We start from the raw sequence: 20,409 nt of genomic DNA on the forward strand, positions 1-20,409 counted from the left end.
TTTGGTATCGGATATCGGATCGCTCAGCTGATCTTCTGGCCGGTCTTGGCCCAGTCGGCGAGGAAGGCGGCGAGGCCTTTGTCGGTCAGCGGGTGGTTGACCAGCGCCTTCAGCGTGGCCGGCGGCGCGGTGACGACATCGGCCCCAATCAGGGCCGCCTGCTTGACGTGGTTCACCGTGCGCACCGAAGCGGTCAGGATCTCGGTCTGGAAATCGTAATTGTCGTAGATCTGACGGATCTCCTGGATCACCTCCATGCCGTCCGAGCCGGTGTCGTCGATGCGGCCGACGAAGGGCGAGATGAAGGAAGCGCCGGCCTTGGCGGCGAGCAGCGCCTGGTTGGCCGAGAAGCACAGCGTGACATTGACCATGCGGTTCATTTCGGTGCGGATCGTCTTGCAGGCCTTCAGCCCATCGAGCGTCAACGGCACCTTTATGGTGACATTCGGCGCGATTTTGGCCAGCACCTCGGCCTCGGCCATCATGTTCTTGTACTCGGTGGCCACGACTTCGGCCGAAACCGGGCCTTCGACGATGTCGCAGATCTGCTTGGTGACCTCGGAGATCTTGCCGCCCGATTTCAGGATCAGCGAGGGATTGGTGGTGACGCCGTCGAGCAGCCCCAGATCGATCAGCTCACGGATTTCCTTGATGTCGGCGGTGTCGGCAAAAAATTTCATGGCGGTCTCCTGAAGATTTCGGCGTGCTTGGGAAGGCACGTTCAGCGTTGCTCTTTGATCTAGACCAAAGTCGGGGCAAGGTCACGCCTCATGATCGAAGATTCGCCCTTTGTCGCAGCCGCACCGGTGCTGGTGCCGATGCCTGCAGAACGCCCTTACACCTATGCCGTGCCCGCCGGCATGCGCGTCGTGCCGGGCTCGATCGTGCGCGTGCCGCTCGGGCCGCGCCAGGTCGCCGGGATCGTCTGGGATGGCGTGGTCGAGAATATCGACGCAAAAAAGCTGCGCCCCATCGAACAGGTCTTCGATTGCCCGCCGATCGACCGTTCGATGCGCCGCTTCGTCGACTGGGTGGCGCAGTACACGCTGTCGGCGCCGGGCATGGTGGCGCGCATGCTGCTCCGGGCGCCGGAAGCCTTCGATCCGGAACCGTGGATCGAGGGGCTGCAGCGCACGCTTCTGGTCCCCGACCGGATGACGAGCGCCAGGGAGCGGGTGCTGGAGGTGGCCGAAGGCGGCCTTGCCTGGACGCGCTCCGGCCTCGCCCATGCCGCTGGCGTGTCGTCGACGGTGATCGAGGGGCTGAAGGCGCAAGGCGTGTTCGAGACGGTGATGATCCCACCGCGGCCGGTGGTGGCCGCGCCTGATTCCCTGTATGCCGTGCCCGAATTGATGCCGGACCAGAATGACGCTGCATCGATGCTGCGCGCCAATGTCGCGGCCGGCACCTTCAACGTCGCGCTGCTCGACGGCGTCACCGGGTCGGGCAAGACGGAGGTTTATTTCGAGGCGGTGGCGGCCGCCCTCGACCAGGGCAAGCAGGTGCTGATCCTGCTGCCGGAAATCGCACTGACCCACGCTTTCCTCGAACGCTTCCAGCAGCGCTTCGGCGCCAAGCCCGGCGAATGGCATTCCGATCTGCCGCCAAGGATGCGCGAAAAGGTCTGGCGGCAAGTGGCTGAGGGCACTGTGCGCGTCGTCGCCGGCGCGCGCTCGGCGCTGTTCCTGCCGTTCAAGGAGCTCGGCCTGATCGTTGTCGACGAAGAGCACGACCCCGCCTACAAGCAGGAAGACCGCGTTTTCTATAACGCCCGCGACATGGCGGTCGTGCGCGGCCACATCGGGGGTTTCCCAGTCGTGCTGGCGTCGGCGACGCCATCGGTCGAGAGCCGAGTCAATGCGAGCCAAGGCAAATACAACAGAGCCATTCTCTCGGCTCGTTTCGCCGAGGCGGCGCTGCCGCAGCTGAAGTCGATCGACATGCGGCGCGCGCCGCCGGCGCGTGGCGGCTTCCTGTCGCCGGTGCTGCTCGACCATATGCGCCAGACGCTGGAGAGGAAGGAACAATCGCTCTTGTTCCTCAACCGGCGCGGCTATGCGCCACTGACGCTGTGCCGCGTCTGCGGCCATCGCTTCGGCTGTCCGGTCTGCTCGGCCTGGCTGGTCGAGCACCGCTTTCGCGGCCAGCTGGTCTGCCACCATTGCGGTCACAATGAGCGCCGCCCGGAAGCCTGCCCGGAATGCGGCACGCTCGATCACCTGGTCGCCTGCGGGCCGGGCGTCGAGCGCATCGCCGAGGAGGTGGTCGCGCATTTCCCCGACGCGCGCACCATTGTTTTGTCATCGGACCTGATGGGCGGCGTGCGGCGTCTGCGGCTGGAACTGGAGGCGATCGCCGATGGCGAGGCCGACATCGTCATCGGCACGCAGCTTGTCGCCAAGGGCCACAATTTTCCCAATATGACGCTGGTCGGTGTCGTCGACGCCGATCTCGGCCTTGCCAATGGCGATCCGCGTGCCGCCGAGCGCACCTTCCAGCTGCTCAGCCAGGTGACCGGCCGCGCCGGCCGCACCGGCAAGAAGAGCCTTGGCCTGTTGCAGACCTTTCAGCCCGACCATCCGGTGATGCGGGCGATCGTTTCCGGCGACGCCGAGGCGTTTTACGAGCGCGAGATCGCCGAGCGTGAGCGCGCGGCGCTGCCGCCCTTCGGCCGGCTCGCCGGCGTCATCGTCAGCGCAGTGACGCGGGCGGAGGCCGAGGGCCATGCACGCGGCCTGCGCCGCGCCGCGCCCGAGTCCTCCGATCTGTTTGTGCTCGGGCCAGCCGAGGCGCCGCTGTCCCTGCTTGGTGGCCGCCACCGTTTCCGCCTGCTGATCCAGGGCGAGCGGCGTGCCGACATGCAAGGTTTTATCAGGGCTATGCTAGCCAACGGGCCGAAGCAGCGCGGCTCGGTTCGGGTGCAGGTCGATATCGACCCGCAGAGTTTTTTGTAAGGTCGTGCTTTCAGCGGTAGGCTGTCCCCAGCGAAAAATGGAAGATCACATGAAAACCCTTGGCCTGCTCGGCGGCATGAGCTGGGAATCGACCGCCATCTACTATCGCTTGCTCAACGAGATCGTGCGCGAGCGTCTTGGCGGGCTGCATTCGGCGAAACTGCTGCTGTGGTCGTTCGACTTCGCCGAGATCGCCGAGCGCCAGCATCACGGCGACTGGGAGAGCGCCGGCGTGCTTCTCGTCGAGGCGGCGCGCAAGCTTGAGGCAGGCGGCGCTGAAGGGCTGCTCCTGTGCACCAACACCATGCATAAGCTGGCCGACCAGGTGCAGGCCTCGGTGTCTATCCCATTGATCCACATCGCCGACGCCACGGCGGCGGCGATCAAGCGCGCGGGGATGCAGCGTCCGGCGCTGCTGGCGACGCGCTTCACGATGGAGCAGGATTTCTACAAGGGCCGGCTCGCCGACAAATACGGCTTGTCGCCCGTGGTGCCCGATGCGGCGGGGCGCGATATGGTGCATCGCGTCATCTATGACGAGCTTTGCCAGGGCATCGTCACCGATGCCTCTAAGACTGCCTATGTCGCCGAGGCCGAACGCCTGCGCCGTGAAGAGGCCGCTGACAGCATCATCATGGGCTGCACCGAGATCACCATGCTGATCGGGCAGCAGGATTTCGACATTCCGGTGTTCGACACGACGCGCATCCACGCCGAGGCGGCGGTCGAGTTCGCGCTCGATTGATGCGCTTTTTCTAAAGTTCAGGGAGCCATCTGGCGTGGCGTTTTTCCTCCGCTAGAATGCCCCACGATTTCAAAACAGGCATTTCGAGGGGACAAGATGGATTTTGCGCTTCCATGGCCGACGAGCCAGGGCGAATGGCTGGCCTGGTCGAGCGCCGTCGTCACCGTGCTGCTCGGCCTTCTGTTTTTCCTGGCGCCGGGCGTGGCCTTCCGTGTCCTGCGCCTGCAAGTCAAACCGGAGAAGGCAGCGGCGATCGCCGAGGGACGCGGCAGGATGTCGGGCTTCTATCTCGGCGTCGGCCTGTGCTGCATCCTGCTGGCGCAGCCGCTGGTTTACATGGCGCTCGGCTTCTCCTGGCTGTTCACCGCCTTCGGCCGCCTGCTGTCGATGATGTCGGATGGCGCCAACACGCCTTTCAATTGGGTTTCCATTGTGGTGGAATTGGCCTTGGCGGCATTGCCGCTCGCCTTTGCCTTCGGCTTTGTGCCCTGAATCCTTAGCTATTCCGGGGCGCGGGACGGGACTCTTTCGCCAGATGCGACAATAGTACCTGAAAACCATGCGGAACGACGCATTGCGGTCTTAAAATGCCTGTGCTAGACGGCAATCGACTTTCGGCCGGGGATAGCGGAAGCCGCGCCTCCGTGCTTGAAAAAATGCAGTAAGGTCAAAGATTTAGCCAGAGTTTTTGCTCGCGCCAACAATCTGCGGCCTGTCAGACAAGAGAAAAGACGGTCCGTGGCTCAATCGTCATCGCCAATCTCAGGTGTCGCAGAACGCTACGCGGGTTCGCTGTTCGAACTCGCGCTGCAGGCAAATTCCGTGGCCAAGGTCGAAGCCGACCTCAACAGTTTCGAGGCGATGCTCGCGGGCAGCGCCGACCTGACCCGGCTGATCAACAGCCCGGTGTTCTCCAGCGAGGACCAGGCCAAGGCCATCGCGGCAATCGCCGACAAGGCCGGGATTACCGGCCTCACCGGCAATTTCCTGCGCGTCGTGGCCCGCAACCGGCGCCTGTTCGCCGTGCCCGGCATGATCAGGGCATTCCGCCAGATCGCCGCCGAACATCGTGGCGAGACCGCTGCCGAAGTGACGTCGGCTCATGAGCTGACCGCGGCGCAGCAGACCGAACTCAAGGCGACGCTGAAGAGCGTTGCCGGCAAGGATGTGGCCATTTCCGTCACCGTCGATCCGTCGCTGCTCGGCGGGCTGGTGGTCAAGATGGGCTCGCGCCAGATCGACACGTCGCTCAAAACCAAACTCAATTCGCTCAAGCTTGCACTGAAAGAGGTCGGCTGATGGACATCCGCGCCGCGGAAATTTCCGCAATTCTGAAAGACCAGATCAAGAATTTCGGCAAGGAGGCCGAGGTCTCCGAAGTTGGACAGGTGCTGTCCGTCGGTGACGGTATCGCCCGCGTCTATGGCCTCGACAATGTCCAGGCCGGCGAAATGGTCGAATTCCCCGGCGGCATCCGCGGCATGGCGCTCAACCTCGAAGCCGACAATGTCGGCGTCGTCATCTTCGGCGCCGACCGCGACATCAAGGAAGGCGACACCGTCAAGCGCACCGGCGCCATCGTCGACGTTCCGGTCGGTCCTGGCCTGCTCGGCCGCGTCGTCGACGCGCTCGGCAACCCGATCGACGGCAAGGGTCCGATCAAGGCGGTCGAACGCAAGCGCGTCGACGTCAAGGCGCCCGGCATCATCCCGCGCAAGTCGGTGCATGAGCCGATGTCGACCGGCCTCAAGGCTATCGATGCGCTGATCCCGGTCGGCCGCGGCCAGCGCGAGCTGGTCATCGGCGATCGTCAGACCGGCAAGACCGCCATCATCCTCGACACGATGCTCAACCAGAAGTCGGTGCACGACAACGGTCCCGAGAAGGAAAAGCTCTACTGCGTCTACGTCGCCGTCGGCCAGAAGCGCTCGACCGTCGCGCAGTTCGTCAAGGTGCTGGAAGAGCGCGGCGCGCTCGAATACTCGATCATCGTCGCCGCCACCGCGTCCGATCCGGCACCGATGCAGTTCCTGGCGCCGTTCGCCGGCTGCACCATGGGCGAATATTTCCGCGACAACGGCATGCATGCGCTGATCAGCTACGACGATCTGTCGAAGCAGGCCGTCGCCTATCGCCAGATGTCGCTGCTCTTGCGCCGCCCGCCGGGCCGCGAAGCCTATCCGGGCGACGTCTTCTACCTGCACTCGCGCCTGCTCGAGCGCGCCGCGAAGCTCAACGACGATCTGGGCAATGGCTCGCTGACCGCCCTGCCGGTCATCGAAACGCAGGCCAACGACGTGTCGGCCTACATCCCGACCAATGTGATCTCGATCACCGACGGCCAGATCTTCCTCGAAACCAACCTGTTCTTCCAGGGCATCCGCCCGGCCGTCAATGTCGGCCTGTCGGTGTCGCGCGTCGGTTCGTCGGCGCAGATCAAGGCGATGAAGCAGGTTGCCGGCTCGATCAAGGGCGAGCTCGCGCAGTACCGCGAAATGGCGGCCTTCGCGCAGTTCGGTTCCGATCTCGACGCCGCCACGCAGCGCCTGCTCAACCGCGGATCGCGCCTGACCGAACTCCTGAAGCAGCCGCAGTTCTCGCCGCTGAAGACGGAAGAGCAGGTCGCGGTGATCTTCGCCGGCGTCAACGGCTATCTCGACAAGCTGCCGGTCAACCAGGTCGGCAAGTTCGAGCACGGCCTGCTCAGCCACATGCGTGCGGCGGGCAAGGACGTTCTCGACGCCATCCGCAAGGAAAAGGCGCTGTCGGACGATCTGCGCGCCAAGCTGAAGGCCGAGATCGACGCTTTCGCCAAGACCTTCGCTTGAGCGAAGCGACAAGACGGGATCAGGTTTGAAGCATGCCTTCATTAAAAGACCTTCGTAACCGTATCGCCTCGGTCAAGGCGACGCAGAAGATCACCAAGGCGATGCAGATGGTCGCCGCGGCGAAGCTGCGCCGTGCGCAAGAGGCCGCGGAAGCGGCGCGCCCCTATTCGGAGCGCATGGGTTCCGTGCTGGCCAACATCACCCAGGCGATCGGCGGCGGCGGCGATGCTCCGGCGCTGATGACCGGTACCGGCAAGGACGACGTGCACCTGCTCGTCGTCTGCACCGCGGAGCGCGGCCTGTGCGGCGGCTTCAACTCGCAGATCGCCCGTCATGCCCGCGACCACATCCGCAGGCTTTTGGCCGACGGCAAGCAGGTCAAGATCATCTGCGTCGGCAAGAAGGGCTTCGATATCCTGCGCCGCGACTATGCCTCGATGATCCTCGAGCGCATCGATCTGCGCGAGGTCAAGACGCTCGGCTTCGTCAATGCCGACGCGATCGCCAAGAAGGTCATCCACCTCTTCGACGAGGGCGGCTTCGATATCTGCACGCTGTTCTATTCGCAGTTCAAGTCGGTGATCAGCCAGATCCCGACCGCGCAGCAGATCATCCCGGCAGGCGTCGCTTCGGCTCCGGCCGAGGCAAATGATGGCGGCAATGCCGTCTATGAATATGAGCCGGAGCCGGGCGAAATCCTTTCCGACCTCATCCCGCGCAACATTTCGGTGCAGGTTTTCCGGGCGCTGCTCGAAAACGCGGCCGGCGAGATGGGCGCCAAGATGAGCGCCATGGACAATGCGACGCGCAACGCCGGCGACATGATCAACAAGCTGTCGATCACCTACAACCGTCAGCGGCAGGCGCAGATCACCAAGGAACTGATCGAAATCATTTCGGGCGCCGAGGCGCTCTAGGCGCGGTCCGGGGCCATTTGGCCCGCGAGCGGACCGCGTGAGAAACAAAGGACGAAAAAGGGTAAAGACGATGGCGAAAGCAGCGACCCCCCAGAAGGCAACACCCAAGACGGCAGCCGCGAAGGCCGCAGCCCCCGCGAAGGCTGCAAAGGCTCCGGCGGCAGCCGCGAAGGCGGCTCCGGCCAAGGCCGCTTCGGCCAAGACACCGGCTGTGGCGAGCAAGGCAACCGGCGTTGTCGGCCAGGTCCGCCAGGTCATCGGCGCTGTCGTCGACGTTCAGTTCGGCGAACATTTGCCGGCGATCCTGAACGCGCTCGAGACCACCAATGTCGGCAACCGCCTGGTGCTCGAAGTTGCCCAGCATCTCGGTGAAAACACCGTGCGCTGCATCGCCATGGACTCCACCGAAGGCCTGGTGCGTGGCCAGGAAGTGCGCGACACCGGCGCGCCGATCACCGTTCCGGTCGGCCCGGGCATGCTCGGCCGCATCATCAACGTCATCGGCGAGCCGGTCGACGAAGCGGGCCCGGTCGACGCGATCGAGATGCGCTCCATCCACCAGCCGGCTCCGACCTATGTCGAGCAGTCGACGGAAGCCCAGATCCTGATCACCGGCATCAAGGTGCTCGACCTCCTGGCGCCCTACGCCAAGGGCGGCAAGATCGGCCTATTCGGCGGCGCCGGCGTCGGCAAGACCGTGCTGATCCAGGAACTGATCAACAACATCGCCAAGGCGCATGGCGGCTATTCGGTGTTCGCCGGCGTCGGCGAGCGCACCCGCGAGGGCAACGATCTCTATCACGAGTTCATCGAATCCGGCGTCAACAAGAAGGGCGGCGGCGAAGGCTCCAAGGCGGCCCTCGTCTATGGCCAGATGAACGAGCCGCCGGGCGCGCGCGCCCGCGTCGGCCTGACCGGCCTGACGGTCGCCGAATATTTCCGCGACCAGGGCCAGGACGTGCTGTTCTTCGTCGACAACATCTTCCGCTTCACGCAGGCGGGTTCGGAAGTGTCGGCTCTGCTCGGCCGCATTCCGTCGGCGGTGGGCTATCAGCCGACGCTCGCCACCGACATGGGCGCGCTGCAGGAACGCATCACCACCACCACCAAGGGCTCGATCACCTCGGTGCAGGCCATCTACGTGCCCGCCGACGACTTGACCGATCCGGCGCCGGCGACCTCGTTCGCCCACCTTGACGCGACGACGACGCTGAACCGCGCCATCGCCGAGAAGGGCATCTACCCGGCGGTCGATCCGCTGGATTCGACCTCGCGCATGCTCGACCCGATGGTTGTCGGCGAAGAGCACTACGGTGTCGCCCGCCAGGTGCAGTCGATCCTCCAGCGCTACAAGTCGCTACAGGACATCATCGCCATCCTGGGCATGGACGAGTTGTCGGAAGAGGACAAGCAGACGGTGGCCCGCGCCCGCAAGATCGAGCGCTTCCTGTCGCAGCCGTTCTTCGTCGCCGAAGTGTTCACCGGCGCGCCGGGCAAGCTGGTCGACCTCGCCGACACCATCAAAGGCTTCAAGGGCCTTTGCAACGGCGACTACGATCACCTTCCGGAAGCCGCCTTCTACATGGTCGGCGGCATCGAGGAAGCGGTCGAGAAGGCACAGCGCCTCGCGGCTGAAGCGGCGTAAGAAGAAGCGAATAGCGAATAGGGAGTAGCGAATAGGGATTGATGGGTTGAGCGGGTCTTCTTTCCCTACTCGCTATTCACTATTCCCTACTCGCTAAATGGATCATGGCTGAAGCTTTCAAGTTCGAACTGGTTTCTCCGGAGCGCCTTCTGGTTTCCGCCGAGGTCGAATCGGTCGTCATTCCGGGCGCCGAAGGCGAGATGACCGTGATGGCGCATCACGCGCCGGTCATGACCACGATCCAGCCCGGTGTCGTCACGGTGAAGAATGCGTCTGGCAGCGAAGAGCGCTATGTCGTGTTCGGCGGCTTTGCCGACATCGTTCCGGCCGGCTGCACGCTGCTGGCGGAATCGGCCGTCGCGGTGAAGGATGTCGATCGTGCCGATCTCGCGCGCCGCATCCAGGAAGCCAAGGAAGACGCCGCTGACGCCAAGGACGACCAGGCGCGCAGCAAGGCCGAACAGTTTCTCAGCCAGCTCACCACGCTGGAAGGCGCCATCCTGCCGGCCTGAAATCCGCACCAAACTGATTGACTGACTGACTGACTGAAAAGCGGGCGTTGCCCGCTTTTTCTATATTCCCAAGGCAGCGAAGGCCAGGGTCGGACCATCCCGTCGCAGGTGGACGAGATGCACGGCCACGAGTCCGATCAGCGTCTGGCGCTCGGCGTGATCCTTAGCGAAGCCAGCCAAGTCGAACACCGCCGTCACGGTTTCATTCGCCGGCAGTTGCTCGCTCAAAAGGGCCGTCAGCGGTCCGTCGAGCGGATCGGTGAAATGGCCCTCCGGTAAGGTCTTACCCCGCGCCGCGCAGGCGGCGATCCAGGCAGCCACCACAAGCGTGAGATGCACAAATTCAGTGCCGGCTTCCATGCACTCCACGGCCGAAGCAACAATACGCTGCGGTAGTTTCTGGCTGCCGTCATTGGCGATCTGCGCGGTGCGGTGGGCGAGCGCGGTGTTTGAAAAACGCTCGGCGAGCTCCGCGGTATAGGTCTTGGTGTCGAGCCCGGCATCCTCGGGGAGGGTCGGAATGGCTTCGGCCCATAGCGCGTCGACGAATTGCCGGATCGCCGGATCGGCAAAGGCGCGGTCGACGGTGGCATGGCCGCTGAGCAGGCCGAGATAGGCGATGCCCGAATGCGCGCCGTTGAGCAGCCTGAGCTTCATGTCCTCGTACGGGGCGACATCCCCGACCATGGTGACGCCGAACTTTTCCCAGGCCGGGCGTCCCGCCGAAAAATTGTCTTCGATCACCCATTGGCGGAAGGGCTCGGTCATGACCGGCCAGGCGTCCTCGACGCCAAGCTCGACGGCGATCCGCGCCCGGTCGGCGTCGGTGGTCGCCGGCACGATGCGGTCGACCATGCTGGAGGGAAACGCGACCTCGTCGGCGATATGGCCGGCGAGTCTGGTGTCGTTGCTCGCGCCCAGGCTGGCATCGCGCAATTCCGCGAATTCGATCAGCAGGCGATGCAGTGTTGCGCCATTGGCCGGCAGGTTGTCGCAGCACAGCACGGTGAAAGGCGGTGTGCCAGCGGCACGCCGCCGGGCGAGCGCCTCGGTCAGAAAACCATGCGCAGTCCTGGGTCCTTGCGGATTTGCCAGATCGTGGACGATGTCAGGATGGGCGGCGTCCAGTCCGCCGCCCGCTGCCCTCAGATACGCCTTTTCCGTGATGGTCAGCGTGACGATCCGGGTGCGCGGATCGGACAGCGCGGCCAGCACCGCACCGGGGTCTTCCGGCGCCACCAGCATCGAGCCGATCGAGCCGATGACGCGGAGCTCCTCCTCGCCGCTGCTGCGGATCGCCAGCGTGAAGAGCCCGTCCTGTGGCGCCAGCGCATCGCGCGTGTCGGGGCTGCGCAAGGAAACGCCGATGATACCCCAGTCCGTCTCGCCCGCCGTCAGGCAGTCGTGGACATAGGCTGCCTGATGGGCGCGATGGAAAGCGCCGACACCGAGATGCACGATGCCCGGGGTGATGCGGCCCCGGTCGTAGGAAGGTGTCGCGACCGAAGCCGGCAGCGCTTGTAGCGTTGTGGCGGAGAGGCGTTTGGTCGTCGTGGCGCGGCTGGTCTGGTCGGATGGCATGGATGGCCTCGGCATGGGGTCGGCGAGCGACGTAACACCCGATCTCTTGCCACACAATGGCTGCAAAAGTCATCATACAACAATCCAATTTTTGTATGTTGACATTACTTCCTGCCGATCCTACCGATAGCGCCTTCGGGAGGATCATCGTGGCACTGACCAATGCGGATTTGCTGTTTCCAGCCGAGGCGCATCCGCGCTCGATCGCCCGCGATCTCTATGCCGGGATCAAGGACCTGCCGCTGGTCAGCCCGCACGGCCACACCGATCCGCGCTGGTATGCGCTGAACGAGCCGTTCCCCGACCCGGCGCAACTGCTCATCGTGCCCGACCACTACATTTTCCGCATGCTGTTCAGCCAGGGCGTGCGGCTGGAGGATCTGGGCGTGCCGACCCTCGACGGCGCTCCGGTGGAGACCGACGGCAGGACGATCTGGCGCCGCTTTGCCGAGCACTATCATCTGTTTCGCGGCACGCCGACCCGGCTGTGGTTCGACCATGTGCTGGCGGATCTGTTCGGTATCGAAGAGCCATTGAGTGCCGAGACGGCCGACCGCCACTACGACACGATCGCGACTGTGCTGCAGTGGGAGAATCTTCGCCCGCGCGCTTTGTTCGAGCGCTTCAACATCGAGGTCATCGCGACGACCGAAGGCGCGCTCGACGATCTCAAATGGCACCAGATGATCCGCGACAGCGGCTGGGAAGGCCGTGTCGTCACCGCCTACCGGCCGGATGCGGTCGTCGATCCCGATTTCGAGGGGTTCTCCGCCAATCTCGACCGGCTCGGCGAAATCACCGGCTGCGATACCGGCACGTGGGCCGGCTATCTCGACGCGCATCGCCAGCGGCGTGCCTTCTTCAAAAGCTTTGGCGCGACCTCGTCCGATCATGGCCATCCGACGGCCGATACCGCCAATCTTTCCGACGCCGCGGCGCAGGAGCTGTTCAGCCGCGTCCGCCGCGGCTCCGACGACGAGCGCGAGCGAAAACTGTTCCGTGCCCAAATGCTGACCGAGATGGCCAAGATGAGCCGGGACGACGGGCTGGTGATGCAGATCCATCCCGGCTCCTGGCGCAACCATTCGCCCGATATCTTTCGGAAGTTCGGGCGCGACAAGGGCTTCGATATCCCGACCCGGACCGACTATGTGACGTCGCTGAAGCCGCTGCTCGACTGCGTCGGGCTTGCGCGCGATCTCACTGTCATCCTCTTCACGCTCGACGAGACCAGCTACGCGCGTGAACTGGCGCCGCTGGCCGGCGTCTATCCGGCGCTGAAGCTCGGGCCGGCCTGGTGGTTCCACGACAGCCCGGAAGGCATGCGCCGCTTCCGCGAGATGACGACGGAGACAGCCGGCTTCTACAACACCGTCGGCTTCAACGACGACACCCGTGCCTTTCCATCTATACCCGCCCGCCACGATTTGGCGCGTCGGGTCGACTGCGCGTTCCTGGCGCGCCTCGTCGCCGAGCACCGGCTGCGCGAGGACGAGGCGCATGAGCTGGCCAAGGAGCTTGCCTACACGCTTGCCAAGAAGGCGTACCGGCTCTGAGCCGGGCGCCTTGATTTTAAAGGGAGGAAGTCATGTTGCATTTTTCGAAATTAACAGCGGTCACATTCGCCTTCGGCTCGCTGCTGATCGGCATCGCCAACGCCGAAACCGTGCTGCGCTCGGCCGACACGCACCCCGATGGCTATCCGACCGTCGAGGCGGTGAAATACATGGGCGAGCTGATCAAGCAGCGCACCGACGGCCGCTATTCGGTCGAGGTCTATCATTCGGCGCAGCTCGGCGAGGAGAAGGACACGATCGAGCAGACGCAGACCGGCGTCATCGACCTCAACCGCGTCTCGATGGGACCGTTCAACGGCATCGTGCCGGAGACGGCGGTGCCGTCGCTGCCTTACATCTTCCGTTCGGTCGACCACATGCGCCATGTCATGGACGGGCCGATCGGCGACGAGATCCTCAAGGCATTCGAGGCGCATGACCTCGTCGGCCTGGCCTTCTACGATTCCGGCGCGCGTTCCTTCTACAACACCAAGAAGGACATCGCCTCGATGGCCGACATGAAGGGCATGAAGTTCCGCGTCATCCAGTCGGACGTGTTCGTCGACATGGTCAATGCGCTGGGCGCCAACGCCACGCCGATGGCTTATGGCGAGGTCTATTCGGCCTTGCAGACAGGCGTCATCGACGGCGCCGAGAACAACTGGCCGAGCTTCGAATCGGCCAAGCACTACGAGGTCGCCAAGCACTATACGATGGACCAGCACCAGATCGTCCCGGAAGTGCTTGTCATGGCCAAGGCAAGCTGGGACAAGCTATCGCCGGAAGACCAGGCGATCGTGCGCCAGGCGGCCAAGGACAGCGTCGTCAAGATGCGCGAACTGTGGGACGCGCAGGAAAAGAAGTCGCGTGACATCGTCGAAGCCGCCGGCGTCAAGGTCAGCGAGATCGACAAGCAGCCGCTGATCGACGCGATGAAGCCGGTCTATGACAAGTATCTGTCAACGCCGGCGCTGAAGGACCTCGCCGCCCGCATCCAGGCGACGAAATAATGGAAGCCGGCGAACCGGGCGCGGCGCGGACTTCCGCGCCGCCGTCGAGCGAGGGTGGCTTGAAGGCGTTCTGGCTGGGCACCGAACGGCTGTTGGCACAGCTGTCGAGGCTCGCACTGTGGGTCAGCGGCGCCGGACTGACCTTGATGACGGTGATCATCTTCTGGCAGGTCTTCTCGCGTTATGTCCTGAACAGTTCGCCAAGCTGGACCGAATCCTCAGCCGTGCTGTTGATGGGCTGGTTCATCTTCCTCGGCGCCGCCGTCGGCGTTCGCGAGCGCACGCATCTGGGTTTTGACGTGCTGCTCTATTTCCTGCCGCCTTCGGCCAAGGCGGTGCTGCGCAGCATTTCGGACGTCGTCGTGCTCGCCTTCGGCTTCGGCATGATCGTCTATGGTGTCCAGCTCGCCAGGCTGACCTGGAACACGGTGATGCCGTCGCTCGATCTCCCGGGCGGCGTCGGCTTCCTGCCGGTCGTCCTGGGCGGCGCGCTGGTTTGCCTGTTCTCCCTGGAGCGGCTGGCCGGGCGCTTTGCCGGTCTGCCCGTCGATGCCGACCAATACGCCACGGGCGAGGAGGATCTCTAGATGGCCCTGACGGTCCTGTTCGGCACCTTCGTCTTCCTGCTCGTCATCGGCACGCCGATCGCGTTCTGCCTCGGTGTCGCCAGCTTCGCCACCGTGCTGGTGCTGGGCCTGCCGCCGCTGGTGGTGTTCCAGCGCCTCAACTCCGGTGTCAGCGTGTTTTCGCTGATGGCGATCCCGTTCTTCATCTTCGCCGGCGACCTGATGGTGCGTGGCGGCATCGCCGCCAGGCTCGTGGCGCTGGCCGGTTCGCTGGTCGGTCATTTGCGCGGCGGCCTGGGCCAGGTCAACATCGCGGCGTCGACCATGTTCGGCGGCATTTCCGGCTCGGCGGTGGCCGATGCATCGGCGGTCGGCGGGCTGATGATCCCGCAGATGAAGGCGCGCGGCTACGGCATCGACTATGCCGTCAACATCACCTCGGTCGGCGCCATCATCGCGCTGCTGATTCCGCCCTCGCACAACATGATCATCTATTCGATTTCGGCCGGGGGCCGGATCTCGATCGCCGACCTGTTCACGGCAGGCGTCATACCTGGCCTGCTGCTGGCATTGTCGCTGATGGTCACCGCCTATTGGGTCGCGAGCCGCCGCGGCTACCCGACCGAGCCGTTCGCCGGCTTCGGCCGAGCCCTGCAGTTGCTCGTGACCGCCATCCCCGGCCTCGTCCTGATCGGCATCATCTTCGGCGGCGTGCGCTCCGGCATCTTCACCGCCACGGAAAGTTCCTGCATCGCCATCGTCTACGCCTTCCTGGTGACGCTGATCATCTACCGTTCGATGAGCTGGAACGACTTCGTCGCCGCCACCAGCGCCGCGGTGCGCACCACGGCGATGGTGCTGATGATCATAGGCTGCGCCGCGGCCTTCGGCTGGCTGCTCGCCTATCTCAGGGTGCCGGCGGCGCTGGTCGCCTTCCTCCAGTCGGTGTCCGACAACAAGCTGGTCATCCTGCTGCTGATCAATGTGGTGCTGCTCATCCTCGGCACGTTCATGGACATGTCGCCGCTGATCATCATCACGACGCCGATCTTCCTGCCGGTGGTCATGGCCTATGGCGTCGACCCCGTGCATTTCGGCGTCATCCTGATCCTCAATCTCGGCATTGGCCTGTGCACGCCACCGGTCGGCGCGGTGCTGTTCGTCAGTTGCGCCATCGGGCGTATCCCGATCTGGACGGCGATGCGCTCGATCTGGCCCTTCTACGGGGCAGCCTTCGCCGTGTTGATGCTGGTCACCTACATTCCGGAAATCTCATTGTGGCTGCCCAGCCTTTTCCACTAGGGGCCTTTTCCACTAGGGGGCCTTTTCACTAAGGGGGCCTTTTCCACCACCGGGTCCGTTCCATTAGGAGGTCACGTGTCCGATACCGTCGCCGACCTCAGGGTCGAAAGAAAACCAAAACTGTCGGAGACCGTCATCGCGGCGATCCGCAGGCAGTTGCAGGCGGGGGAAATCCTGCCCGGCCACAAATTGCCGACCGAAGGGCAGCTGACCGAGACCTTCGGCGTCAGCCGCACGGTCATCCGCGAGGCCCTGGCCAAGCTTGCCGCCGACGGCCTTGTCGAGCCGCGCCAGGGCGCCGGCGTCTTCGTCACCGAGCACATCTCGACGATGTTCGGGGCGCTGGCCGCCGACATGGGAGCCAAGGATTCGATCGCTCTCAACGTGCTCGAAGTGCGCCTGGCGATCGAGATCGAATCGGCCGGGCTCGCCGCCATCCGCCGCAACGCCGCGCAGGAGGCGGCGATCCAGGAGGCCTTCTTCGAGTTCGAGCGGCTGCTGCTCGCCAGCGAGCCGACCGGGCCCGCCGACCTTGCCTTCCACCGCGCCATCGCCAGCGCCACCAACAATCCGTTCTATGTCGAGATGCTCGACGTGCTCGGCCGGCGTGCCATTCCGTGCGACGTGACCTCGCCCTGGTCGACCGAACTGGCGCAGTCCGACTCTTACCAACGCGGGCTGCAGCGTGAGCATCTGGTTATCCTGAACGCGATCACCTCAGGCGACGCCGAAGCCGCGCGCGAGGCCATGCGCAAGCACCTCACCGCCAGCCAGCAGCGCTACCGCGAGCGCCTGCACGCCAGGCAGGCTTTTTATGCCGATACGGTCAGGGCCGCCGGCGAATAACCCCATTGCAAGCCAGGACAATCATGAGCCAGAGCCATACCGACTTCACCTCGCGTTTCGCCATCGATCCGGCCGCCGCCGCGACGATGGGAACCGATGAATTGCGGCACAATTTCCATATTGAAGACCTGTTTCGACCCGGCCGCGTCAGCCTGACCTACACCCATTACGACCGCATGATCGTCGGCGGCGCCGTGCCGGTCGGAGCGCCGCTGCCGTTGGAAACGATCAAGCCGACTGGGACCAAGAATTTCCTCGACCGCCGCGAGCTGATCGTCGTCAACATCGGCGGCGCCGGCAGCGTGAAAGCAGGCGGCCAATCCTTCGAATTGCAGACGCGCGACATGCTTTATCTCGGCATGGGCAGTAGCGACGTGTCGTTCGCCTCCGCCGAAAAAGACACGCCGGCGAAATTCTATCTGCTCAGCGCGCCGGCCCACCAGGCCCATCCCAGCCGGCTGATCCGCCTCGGCGACGCCAAGCGGCTCGATCTCGGCAGCAAGGAGGCCTGCAACGAACGCTCGATTTTCCAGTTCATTCATGCCGACGGAACAAAGACTTGCCAGCTCGTCGTCGGCATGACGCAGCTTGCGCCGGGCTCGATCTGGAACACCATGCCGTGCCATGTGCACGACCGGCGCATGGAGGCCTATCTCTATTTCGACCTGCCGGAGACGGCGCGGGTCTTCCACTTCATGGGCGAGCCGGACGAGACACGCCACATCGTCATGCGCAACGAGGAGGCGGTGCTGTCGCCGGGCTGGTCGATCCACTCGGGCGCCGGCACCTCGAACTACGCCTTCATCTGGGCGATGGCCGGCGACAATGTCGACTATACCGATGTCGACCCGGTGGCGATGGACGATTTGCGGTGAGCGATCTTTCCGCCTTCAGCCTGGCCGGCAAGCGCATCCTGGTCACCGGCGCCAACACAGGCATCGGTCAGGGCATCGCCATTTCGATTGCCCGTGCCGGCGGTGCGGTGGTCGGCGTCGGCCGCTCGTCGATGGATGATACGGCAGGCAGGATCGCCGCCCTGGGCGGACAATTCGAGGCGGTGAAGGCGGATCTTGCCGACACTGCGGATGCCGGCCCGATGCTGGATCGGGTCTGGGAAGAAAACGGGCCGCTCGACGGGCTGGTCAACAATGCCGGCATCATCCGGCGCGCCGATGCCGTCGATCTCAGCGAGAGCGATTGGGACGACGTCATGGACGTCAATTTGAAGACCACCTTCCTGCTTTGCCAGTCCTTCGCCCGGCGCGTCCTTGCCGGCGGACGCCGGGGCAGGATCGTCAACATCGCCTCGGTGCTGAGTTTCCAGGGCGGCATCCGTGTTGCGTCCTACACCGCCTCGAAACATGGCGTGCTCGGCATCACCCGGCTGCTTGCCTGCGAGTGGGCATCGAAGGGCATCAACGTCAACGCCATCGCGCCAGGCTATATCGAGACCAACAACACGCAAGCACTGCGTGCCGATCCCGACCGCAGTGCCGCCATACTGGGTCGCATCCCGGCTGGCCGCTGGGGCGAACCGGGAGACATTGGCGACGCCGCCGTCTTCCTGCTGGCACCGGCATCGAACTACATGCATGGCGCGGTGGTGCCGGTGGATGGCGGCTGGCTGGCGCGATAGCCAAGGAGACAACGATGACCAAGAAGATTTTCGCCCATGCCGGCGAGGGCGTCTGGACGCCGACGCCGGATGGCAACAGGCGGCGCGTTCTGCTCCATACCGACGAGCTGATGCTGGTCGAGTTCGGCTTCGACAAAGGCGGCATCGGCGCCCTGCATTCGCACCCGCATGTCCAGGCAAGCTATGTCGCCGAAGGTCGCTTCGAGGTGACGATCGATGGCCGTACCGAGATCGTCGAGACTGGCGGCAGCTTCATCGTGCCATCCGGTCTGGTGCACGGCGTCAAGGCACTGGAAGCAGGGCGGCTGGTCGACAGCTTCACGCCCCACAGGGCCGATTTCCTCGCCTGATCGAGCGGAAATCAATACGTGCCAAAGGCGCCCGCGCCGCTTTGCTCCAGCACATCTCGCAAAGGAAAAGTCCGCACCCCTCCGGAGAGGCGCGGGCCCGCCATCGATGGAGGTGGCCGGTGAATCGTCACTTCTTACTCGGATCTTCCGCCGGGTTGACGTAGGTGATCTCGAAGGGCCCCTCGCCGTGAACCTGGACAATCGTATCGCTCGTCGTCCAAGCGAAGTGGTTCATTCCAGCCGGGGCAACGCCGAAACCGCCAGCCGTCAGTTCGATGCCCTTCGCCTCATCGAGCTTGTCACCCATTCCGATATGAAAATTGCCGGAAATCACCGTCACATATTCCGAGGTAGGGTGGTTGTGCGCGGGAATTTTGTAGCCCGCGGGCATCTTCAGCCGCAGCACATAGATGCCGTCCTTTGACGGATCGCCGGCAACAACCGCGAACTGTGCGCCAGCTGGAAGGACGGCAGGAGCAGGACCCCATTTGATGCCGTCGGCATTCATTGGCATATCATCAGCAAGCAGGGGCGCTGTTCCAGCCAGCAGAAGTGCAAGTATGCAGGCTAATTTCAACATCCTGGTGTCTCCATTGGTTTGCAGAAAAGTCTTTTTTTGCCAAGCGCGCATCGGGTGACGCGGGATTAATCTGTCGAGCTGCAGCGTTCTGGAGGTGTAGCCGCCAGACTTCAGGTTCAGCAATGACTGCAACATCGGATTTACATACAGGGACGCCGGACCATGGACCGGATCTGCTGTCGGAAATGCTGAAAGCCGTAAGGCTGACCGGCTCCGTCTTTCTGAACGCCTGCTTCAGCGCGCCGTTCGGCGTCGTGGCCCCGAAATACTATGACCCGGTCAGCCCCATGGCCTGCCTGCGCCACATAAGCATTTTCCATTTCATCGTAGCGGGTAACTGCACTTTCGAGGCCGCAAATGGCGAGCGGCGAGAAGTCACTGCTGGCGATCTGCTGTTCCTGCCATTCGCTGGCCATCACAGGTTTTGGAAGGGTGAGCCGCTGGTGATGGCTGCGGCCGGAGAAATTGTGCAGCCCGGTCGGATCGAAGGAATGTGGACCGTCAACTACGGCGGCGGCGGTGACGAATTGCGCATGATCTGCGGCTTCCTCGAGTCTTCGGAATTCCTGTTCGCGCCGGTGTTCCGCACACTTCCGGCGCTCATCGTAGAGAAGATGTCGGAGAACAAGATAGGCGCCCTGATCGCTTCGACGGTGCGGGAAATCGATTTGCATGTCGCGGCGGCGGCGCCGGGTTCACAGGCGATGCTTGGAAGGCTCATGGAGCTTCTGTTCGTCGAACTGCTGAGGCGCCATGTTGCCCGGCTTCCACCCGGCTCAAAGGGTTGGTTCGCCGCGCTGAACGATCCGATTGTCGGAAGGACGTTGCAGCTTCTCCACGCCGATCCAGCGCGCCATTGGACCGTCGGTCAGATTGCCGACAAGGTTGGCTCATCGCGCACGATCGTTGCGGAGCGGTTCAACGCGCTGCTCGGCCGCCCGCCGATCGAATACCTGACGGGTTGGAGGATTCAACTGGCTGGCGAGCGCCTGCGTTTCGGCCATGAAAGTCTCGCAAGTATCGCTGCCGGCGTAGGGTATCAATCCGAGGCCGCATTCAGTCGCGCCTTCAAACGCGTCACCGGGATCACACCAGGAAAATGGCGAGAACGGACCGGCCGCCGTGCGGGTTTTGCCTTAGAATCCGCTTCGCCTTAGGCCGCTTCGAGGCGATCATCGATGGCAGGACGGAAATCCTCGAGACCGCCAGCGGCATCATCGTTGCGTCCGATCCGGTGCACGGTGTCAAAGCACTGGAAGCGGGCCGGCTTGGCGACGGTTTTCAAAAATGAAAACCCGCGCCCCAAGGAGCGCGGGTTTGTTGCCTGGGCGCTTGTGGCGCCGCGGTACTCAAAACGTTCACCGCAGGATTGGAAACCTGC

21 protein-coding genes are annotated in these 20,409 nt (G+C 63.9%); 17 read left to right on the forward strand and 4 right to left on the reverse strand.

Features of this window, described 5'->3' with window-relative positions:
* Positions 1 to 23: 23 nt before the first annotated feature.
* Positions 24 to 680, reverse strand: a complete 657-nt coding sequence (fsa, locus tag MESOP_RS05945; RefSeq protein ID WP_013892425.1) for a fructose-6-phosphate aldolase — start codon at positions 678 to 680, stop codon at positions 24 to 26.
* Between the two features lie 90 nt (positions 681 to 770).
* Here fsa and MESOP_RS05950 point away from each other — a divergent pair, with 90 nt between their 5' ends.
* The 8 genes from MESOP_RS05950 (at position 771) to MESOP_RS05985 (ending at position 9,601) form a co-directional block, all read left to right on the forward strand.
* Entirely contained in the window at positions 771 to 2,954 is a 2,184-nt protein-coding gene (locus MESOP_RS05950; RefSeq protein WP_013892426.1) for a primosomal protein N', read from the forward strand.
* Between the two features lie 49 nt (positions 2,955 to 3,003).
* A complete protein-coding gene (locus MESOP_RS05955) occupies positions 3,004 to 3,699 on the forward strand; it encodes an aspartate/glutamate racemase family protein (RefSeq protein ID WP_013892427.1) in 696 nt (231 codons plus the stop codon).
* Positions 3,700 to 3,795: 96 nt separating this feature from the next.
* Positions 3,796 to 4,191: an AGROH133_08824 family phage infection protein gene (locus MESOP_RS05960; protein ID WP_013892428.1), complete on the forward strand. Its 396-nt coding sequence runs from the start codon at positions 3,796 to 3,798 to the stop codon at positions 4,189 to 4,191.
* 246 nt (positions 4,192 to 4,437) lie between these two features.
* Positions 4,438 to 4,998, forward strand: coding sequence for a F0F1 ATP synthase subunit delta (locus MESOP_RS05965; RefSeq protein WP_013892429.1), 561 nt, complete (start codon positions 4,438 to 4,440; stop codon positions 4,996 to 4,998).
* Entirely contained in the window at positions 4,998 to 6,527 is a 1,530-nt protein-coding gene (gene atpA, locus MESOP_RS05970) for a F0F1 ATP synthase subunit alpha (RefSeq protein ID WP_013892430.1), read from the forward strand. The genes MESOP_RS05965 and atpA overlap by 1 nt, the downstream gene beginning before the upstream one ends.
* Before the next feature lie 32 nt (positions 6,528 to 6,559).
* Positions 6,560 to 7,444: a F0F1 ATP synthase subunit gamma gene (locus tag MESOP_RS05975; RefSeq protein ID WP_013892431.1), complete on the forward strand. Its 885-nt coding sequence runs from the start codon at positions 6,560 to 6,562 to the stop codon at positions 7,442 to 7,444.
* A 70-nt stretch (positions 7,445 to 7,514) separates the two neighbouring features.
* The gene (gene atpD / locus MESOP_RS05980) at positions 7,515 to 9,089 is read left to right on the forward strand and encodes a F0F1 ATP synthase subunit beta (RefSeq protein ID WP_013892432.1); all 1,575 of its coding nucleotides are present in this window, start codon (positions 7,515 to 7,517) and stop codon (positions 9,087 to 9,089) included.
* Between the two features lie 104 nt (positions 9,090 to 9,193).
* Positions 9,194 to 9,601, forward strand: a complete 408-nt coding sequence (locus MESOP_RS05985) for a F0F1 ATP synthase subunit epsilon (protein ID WP_013892433.1) — start codon at positions 9,194 to 9,196, stop codon at positions 9,599 to 9,601.
* Positions 9,602 to 9,661: 60 nt separating this feature from the next.
* Here the strand turns inward: MESOP_RS05985 and MESOP_RS05990 are convergent, their stop codons facing one another.
* The gene (locus tag MESOP_RS05990; RefSeq protein WP_013892434.1) at positions 9,662 to 11,182 is read right to left on the reverse strand and encodes a mannitol dehydrogenase family protein; all 1,521 of its coding nucleotides are present in this window, start codon (positions 11,180 to 11,182) and stop codon (positions 9,662 to 9,664) included.
* Between the two features lie 95 nt (positions 11,183 to 11,277).
* Here MESOP_RS05990 and uxaC point away from each other — a divergent pair, with 95 nt between their 5' ends.
* The 8 genes from uxaC to MESOP_RS06030 all read left to right on the forward strand — a co-directional run bounded on the left by uxaC (position 11,278) and on the right by MESOP_RS06030 (position 18,448).
* Complete coding sequence (gene uxaC / locus MESOP_RS05995; RefSeq protein ID WP_049802344.1) at positions 11,278 to 12,738, forward strand: glucuronate isomerase; 1,461 nt, start codon at positions 11,278 to 11,280, stop codon at positions 12,736 to 12,738.
* A gap of 32 nt (positions 12,739 to 12,770) precedes the next feature.
* Positions 12,771 to 13,748: a TRAP transporter substrate-binding protein gene (locus tag MESOP_RS06000; protein WP_013892436.1), complete on the forward strand. Its 978-nt coding sequence runs from the start codon at positions 12,771 to 12,773 to the stop codon at positions 13,746 to 13,748.
* A complete protein-coding gene (locus MESOP_RS06005; protein WP_013892437.1) occupies positions 13,748 to 14,335 on the forward strand; it encodes a TRAP transporter small permease in 588 nt (195 codons plus the stop codon). The genes MESOP_RS06000 and MESOP_RS06005 overlap by 1 nt, the downstream gene beginning before the upstream one ends.
* Complete coding sequence (locus MESOP_RS06010; RefSeq protein WP_013892438.1) at positions 14,336 to 15,616, forward strand: TRAP transporter large permease; 1,281 nt, start codon at positions 14,336 to 14,338, stop codon at positions 15,614 to 15,616.
* 75 nt (positions 15,617 to 15,691) lie between these two features.
* On the forward strand, positions 15,692 to 16,462 hold the full coding sequence (locus MESOP_RS06015; RefSeq protein ID WP_013892439.1) for a FadR/GntR family transcriptional regulator: 771 nt from the start codon (positions 15,692 to 15,694) through the stop codon (positions 16,460 to 16,462).
* Between the two features lie 23 nt (positions 16,463 to 16,485).
* Positions 16,486 to 17,337, forward strand: a complete 852-nt coding sequence (gene kduI / locus MESOP_RS06020) for a 5-dehydro-4-deoxy-D-glucuronate isomerase (protein WP_013892440.1) — start codon at positions 16,486 to 16,488, stop codon at positions 17,335 to 17,337.
* Complete coding sequence (kduD, locus tag MESOP_RS06025) at positions 17,334 to 18,098, forward strand: 2-dehydro-3-deoxy-D-gluconate 5-dehydrogenase KduD (protein ID WP_013892441.1); 765 nt, start codon at positions 17,334 to 17,336, stop codon at positions 18,096 to 18,098. Before kduI ends, kduD begins: the two co-directional genes overlap by 4 nt.
* Before the next feature lie 14 nt (positions 18,099 to 18,112).
* Positions 18,113 to 18,448: a cupin domain-containing protein gene (locus MESOP_RS06030; RefSeq protein WP_013892442.1), complete on the forward strand. Its 336-nt coding sequence runs from the start codon at positions 18,113 to 18,115 to the stop codon at positions 18,446 to 18,448.
* Between the two features lie 127 nt (positions 18,449 to 18,575).
* Here the strand turns inward: MESOP_RS06030 and MESOP_RS06035 are convergent, their stop codons facing one another.
* Positions 18,576 to 19,163 (reverse strand): cupin domain-containing protein, encoded by a 588-nt coding sequence (locus tag MESOP_RS06035; RefSeq protein ID WP_245265057.1) that lies wholly within the window; start codon positions 19,161 to 19,163, stop codon positions 18,576 to 18,578.
* Here MESOP_RS06035 and MESOP_RS06040 point away from each other — a divergent pair.
* A complete protein-coding gene (locus MESOP_RS06040; protein WP_013892444.1) occupies positions 19,151 to 20,185 on the forward strand; it encodes an AraC family transcriptional regulator in 1,035 nt (344 codons plus the stop codon). The genes MESOP_RS06035 and MESOP_RS06040 overlap by 13 nt on opposite strands.
* On the opposite strand, the gene MESOP_RS36730 is transcribed toward MESOP_RS06040, so the two are convergent.
* Positions 20,182 to 20,313: a hypothetical protein gene (locus MESOP_RS36730; protein WP_425339703.1), complete on the reverse strand. Its 132-nt coding sequence runs from the start codon at positions 20,311 to 20,313 to the stop codon at positions 20,182 to 20,184. The genes MESOP_RS06040 and MESOP_RS36730 overlap by 4 nt on opposite strands.
* Positions 20,314 to 20,409 lie beyond the last annotated feature (96 nt).

This window comes from Mesorhizobium opportunistum WSM2075, assembly GCF_000176035.2.
Taxonomy (GTDB): Bacteria; Pseudomonadota; Alphaproteobacteria; order Rhizobiales; family Rhizobiaceae; genus Mesorhizobium; species Mesorhizobium opportunistum.

Coding starts and splice junctions, on each gene's coding strand:
- fsa (WP_013892425.1), bottom strand. CDS start 680: ATGAAATTTTTTGCCGACACCGCCGACATCAAGGAAATCCGTGAGCTG.
- MESOP_RS05960 (WP_013892428.1), top strand. CDS start 3,796: ATGGATTTTGCGCTTCCATGGCCGACGAGCCAGGGCGAATGGCTGGCC.
- MESOP_RS05950 (WP_013892426.1), top strand. CDS start 771: ATGATCGAAGATTCGCCCTTTGTCGCAGCCGCACCGGTGCTGGTGCCG.
- MESOP_RS06040 (WP_013892444.1), top strand. CDS start 19,151: ATGACTGCAACATCGGATTTACATACAGGGACGCCGGACCATGGACCG.
- MESOP_RS06000 (WP_013892436.1), top strand. CDS start 12,771: ATGTTGCATTTTTCGAAATTAACAGCGGTCACATTCGCCTTCGGCTCG.
- MESOP_RS06010 (WP_013892438.1), top strand. CDS start 14,336: ATGGCCCTGACGGTCCTGTTCGGCACCTTCGTCTTCCTGCTCGTCATC.
- MESOP_RS06035 (WP_245265057.1), bottom strand. CDS start 19,163: ATGTTGCAGTCATTGCTGAACCTGAAGTCTGGCGGCTACACCTCCAGA.
- MESOP_RS05985 (WP_013892433.1), top strand. CDS start 9,194: ATGGCTGAAGCTTTCAAGTTCGAACTGGTTTCTCCGGAGCGCCTTCTG.
- kduI (WP_013892440.1), top strand. CDS start 16,486: ATGAGCCAGAGCCATACCGACTTCACCTCGCGTTTCGCCATCGATCCG.
- MESOP_RS05975 (WP_013892431.1), top strand. CDS start 6,560: ATGCCTTCATTAAAAGACCTTCGTAACCGTATCGCCTCGGTCAAGGCG.
- MESOP_RS06005 (WP_013892437.1), top strand. CDS start 13,748: ATGGAAGCCGGCGAACCGGGCGCGGCGCGGACTTCCGCGCCGCCGTCG.
- MESOP_RS06030 (WP_013892442.1), top strand. CDS start 18,113: ATGACCAAGAAGATTTTCGCCCATGCCGGCGAGGGCGTCTGGACGCCG.
- MESOP_RS05955 (WP_013892427.1), top strand. CDS start 3,004: ATGAAAACCCTTGGCCTGCTCGGCGGCATGAGCTGGGAATCGACCGCC.
- atpA (WP_013892430.1), top strand. CDS start 4,998: ATGGACATCCGCGCCGCGGAAATTTCCGCAATTCTGAAAGACCAGATC.
- uxaC (WP_049802344.1), top strand. CDS start 11,278: ATGTTGACATTACTTCCTGCCGATCCTACCGATAGCGCCTTCGGGAGG.
- MESOP_RS05990 (WP_013892434.1), bottom strand. CDS start 11,182: ATGCCATCCGACCAGACCAGCCGCGCCACGACGACCAAACGCCTCTCC.
- atpD (WP_013892432.1), top strand. CDS start 7,515: ATGGCGAAAGCAGCGACCCCCCAGAAGGCAACACCCAAGACGGCAGCC.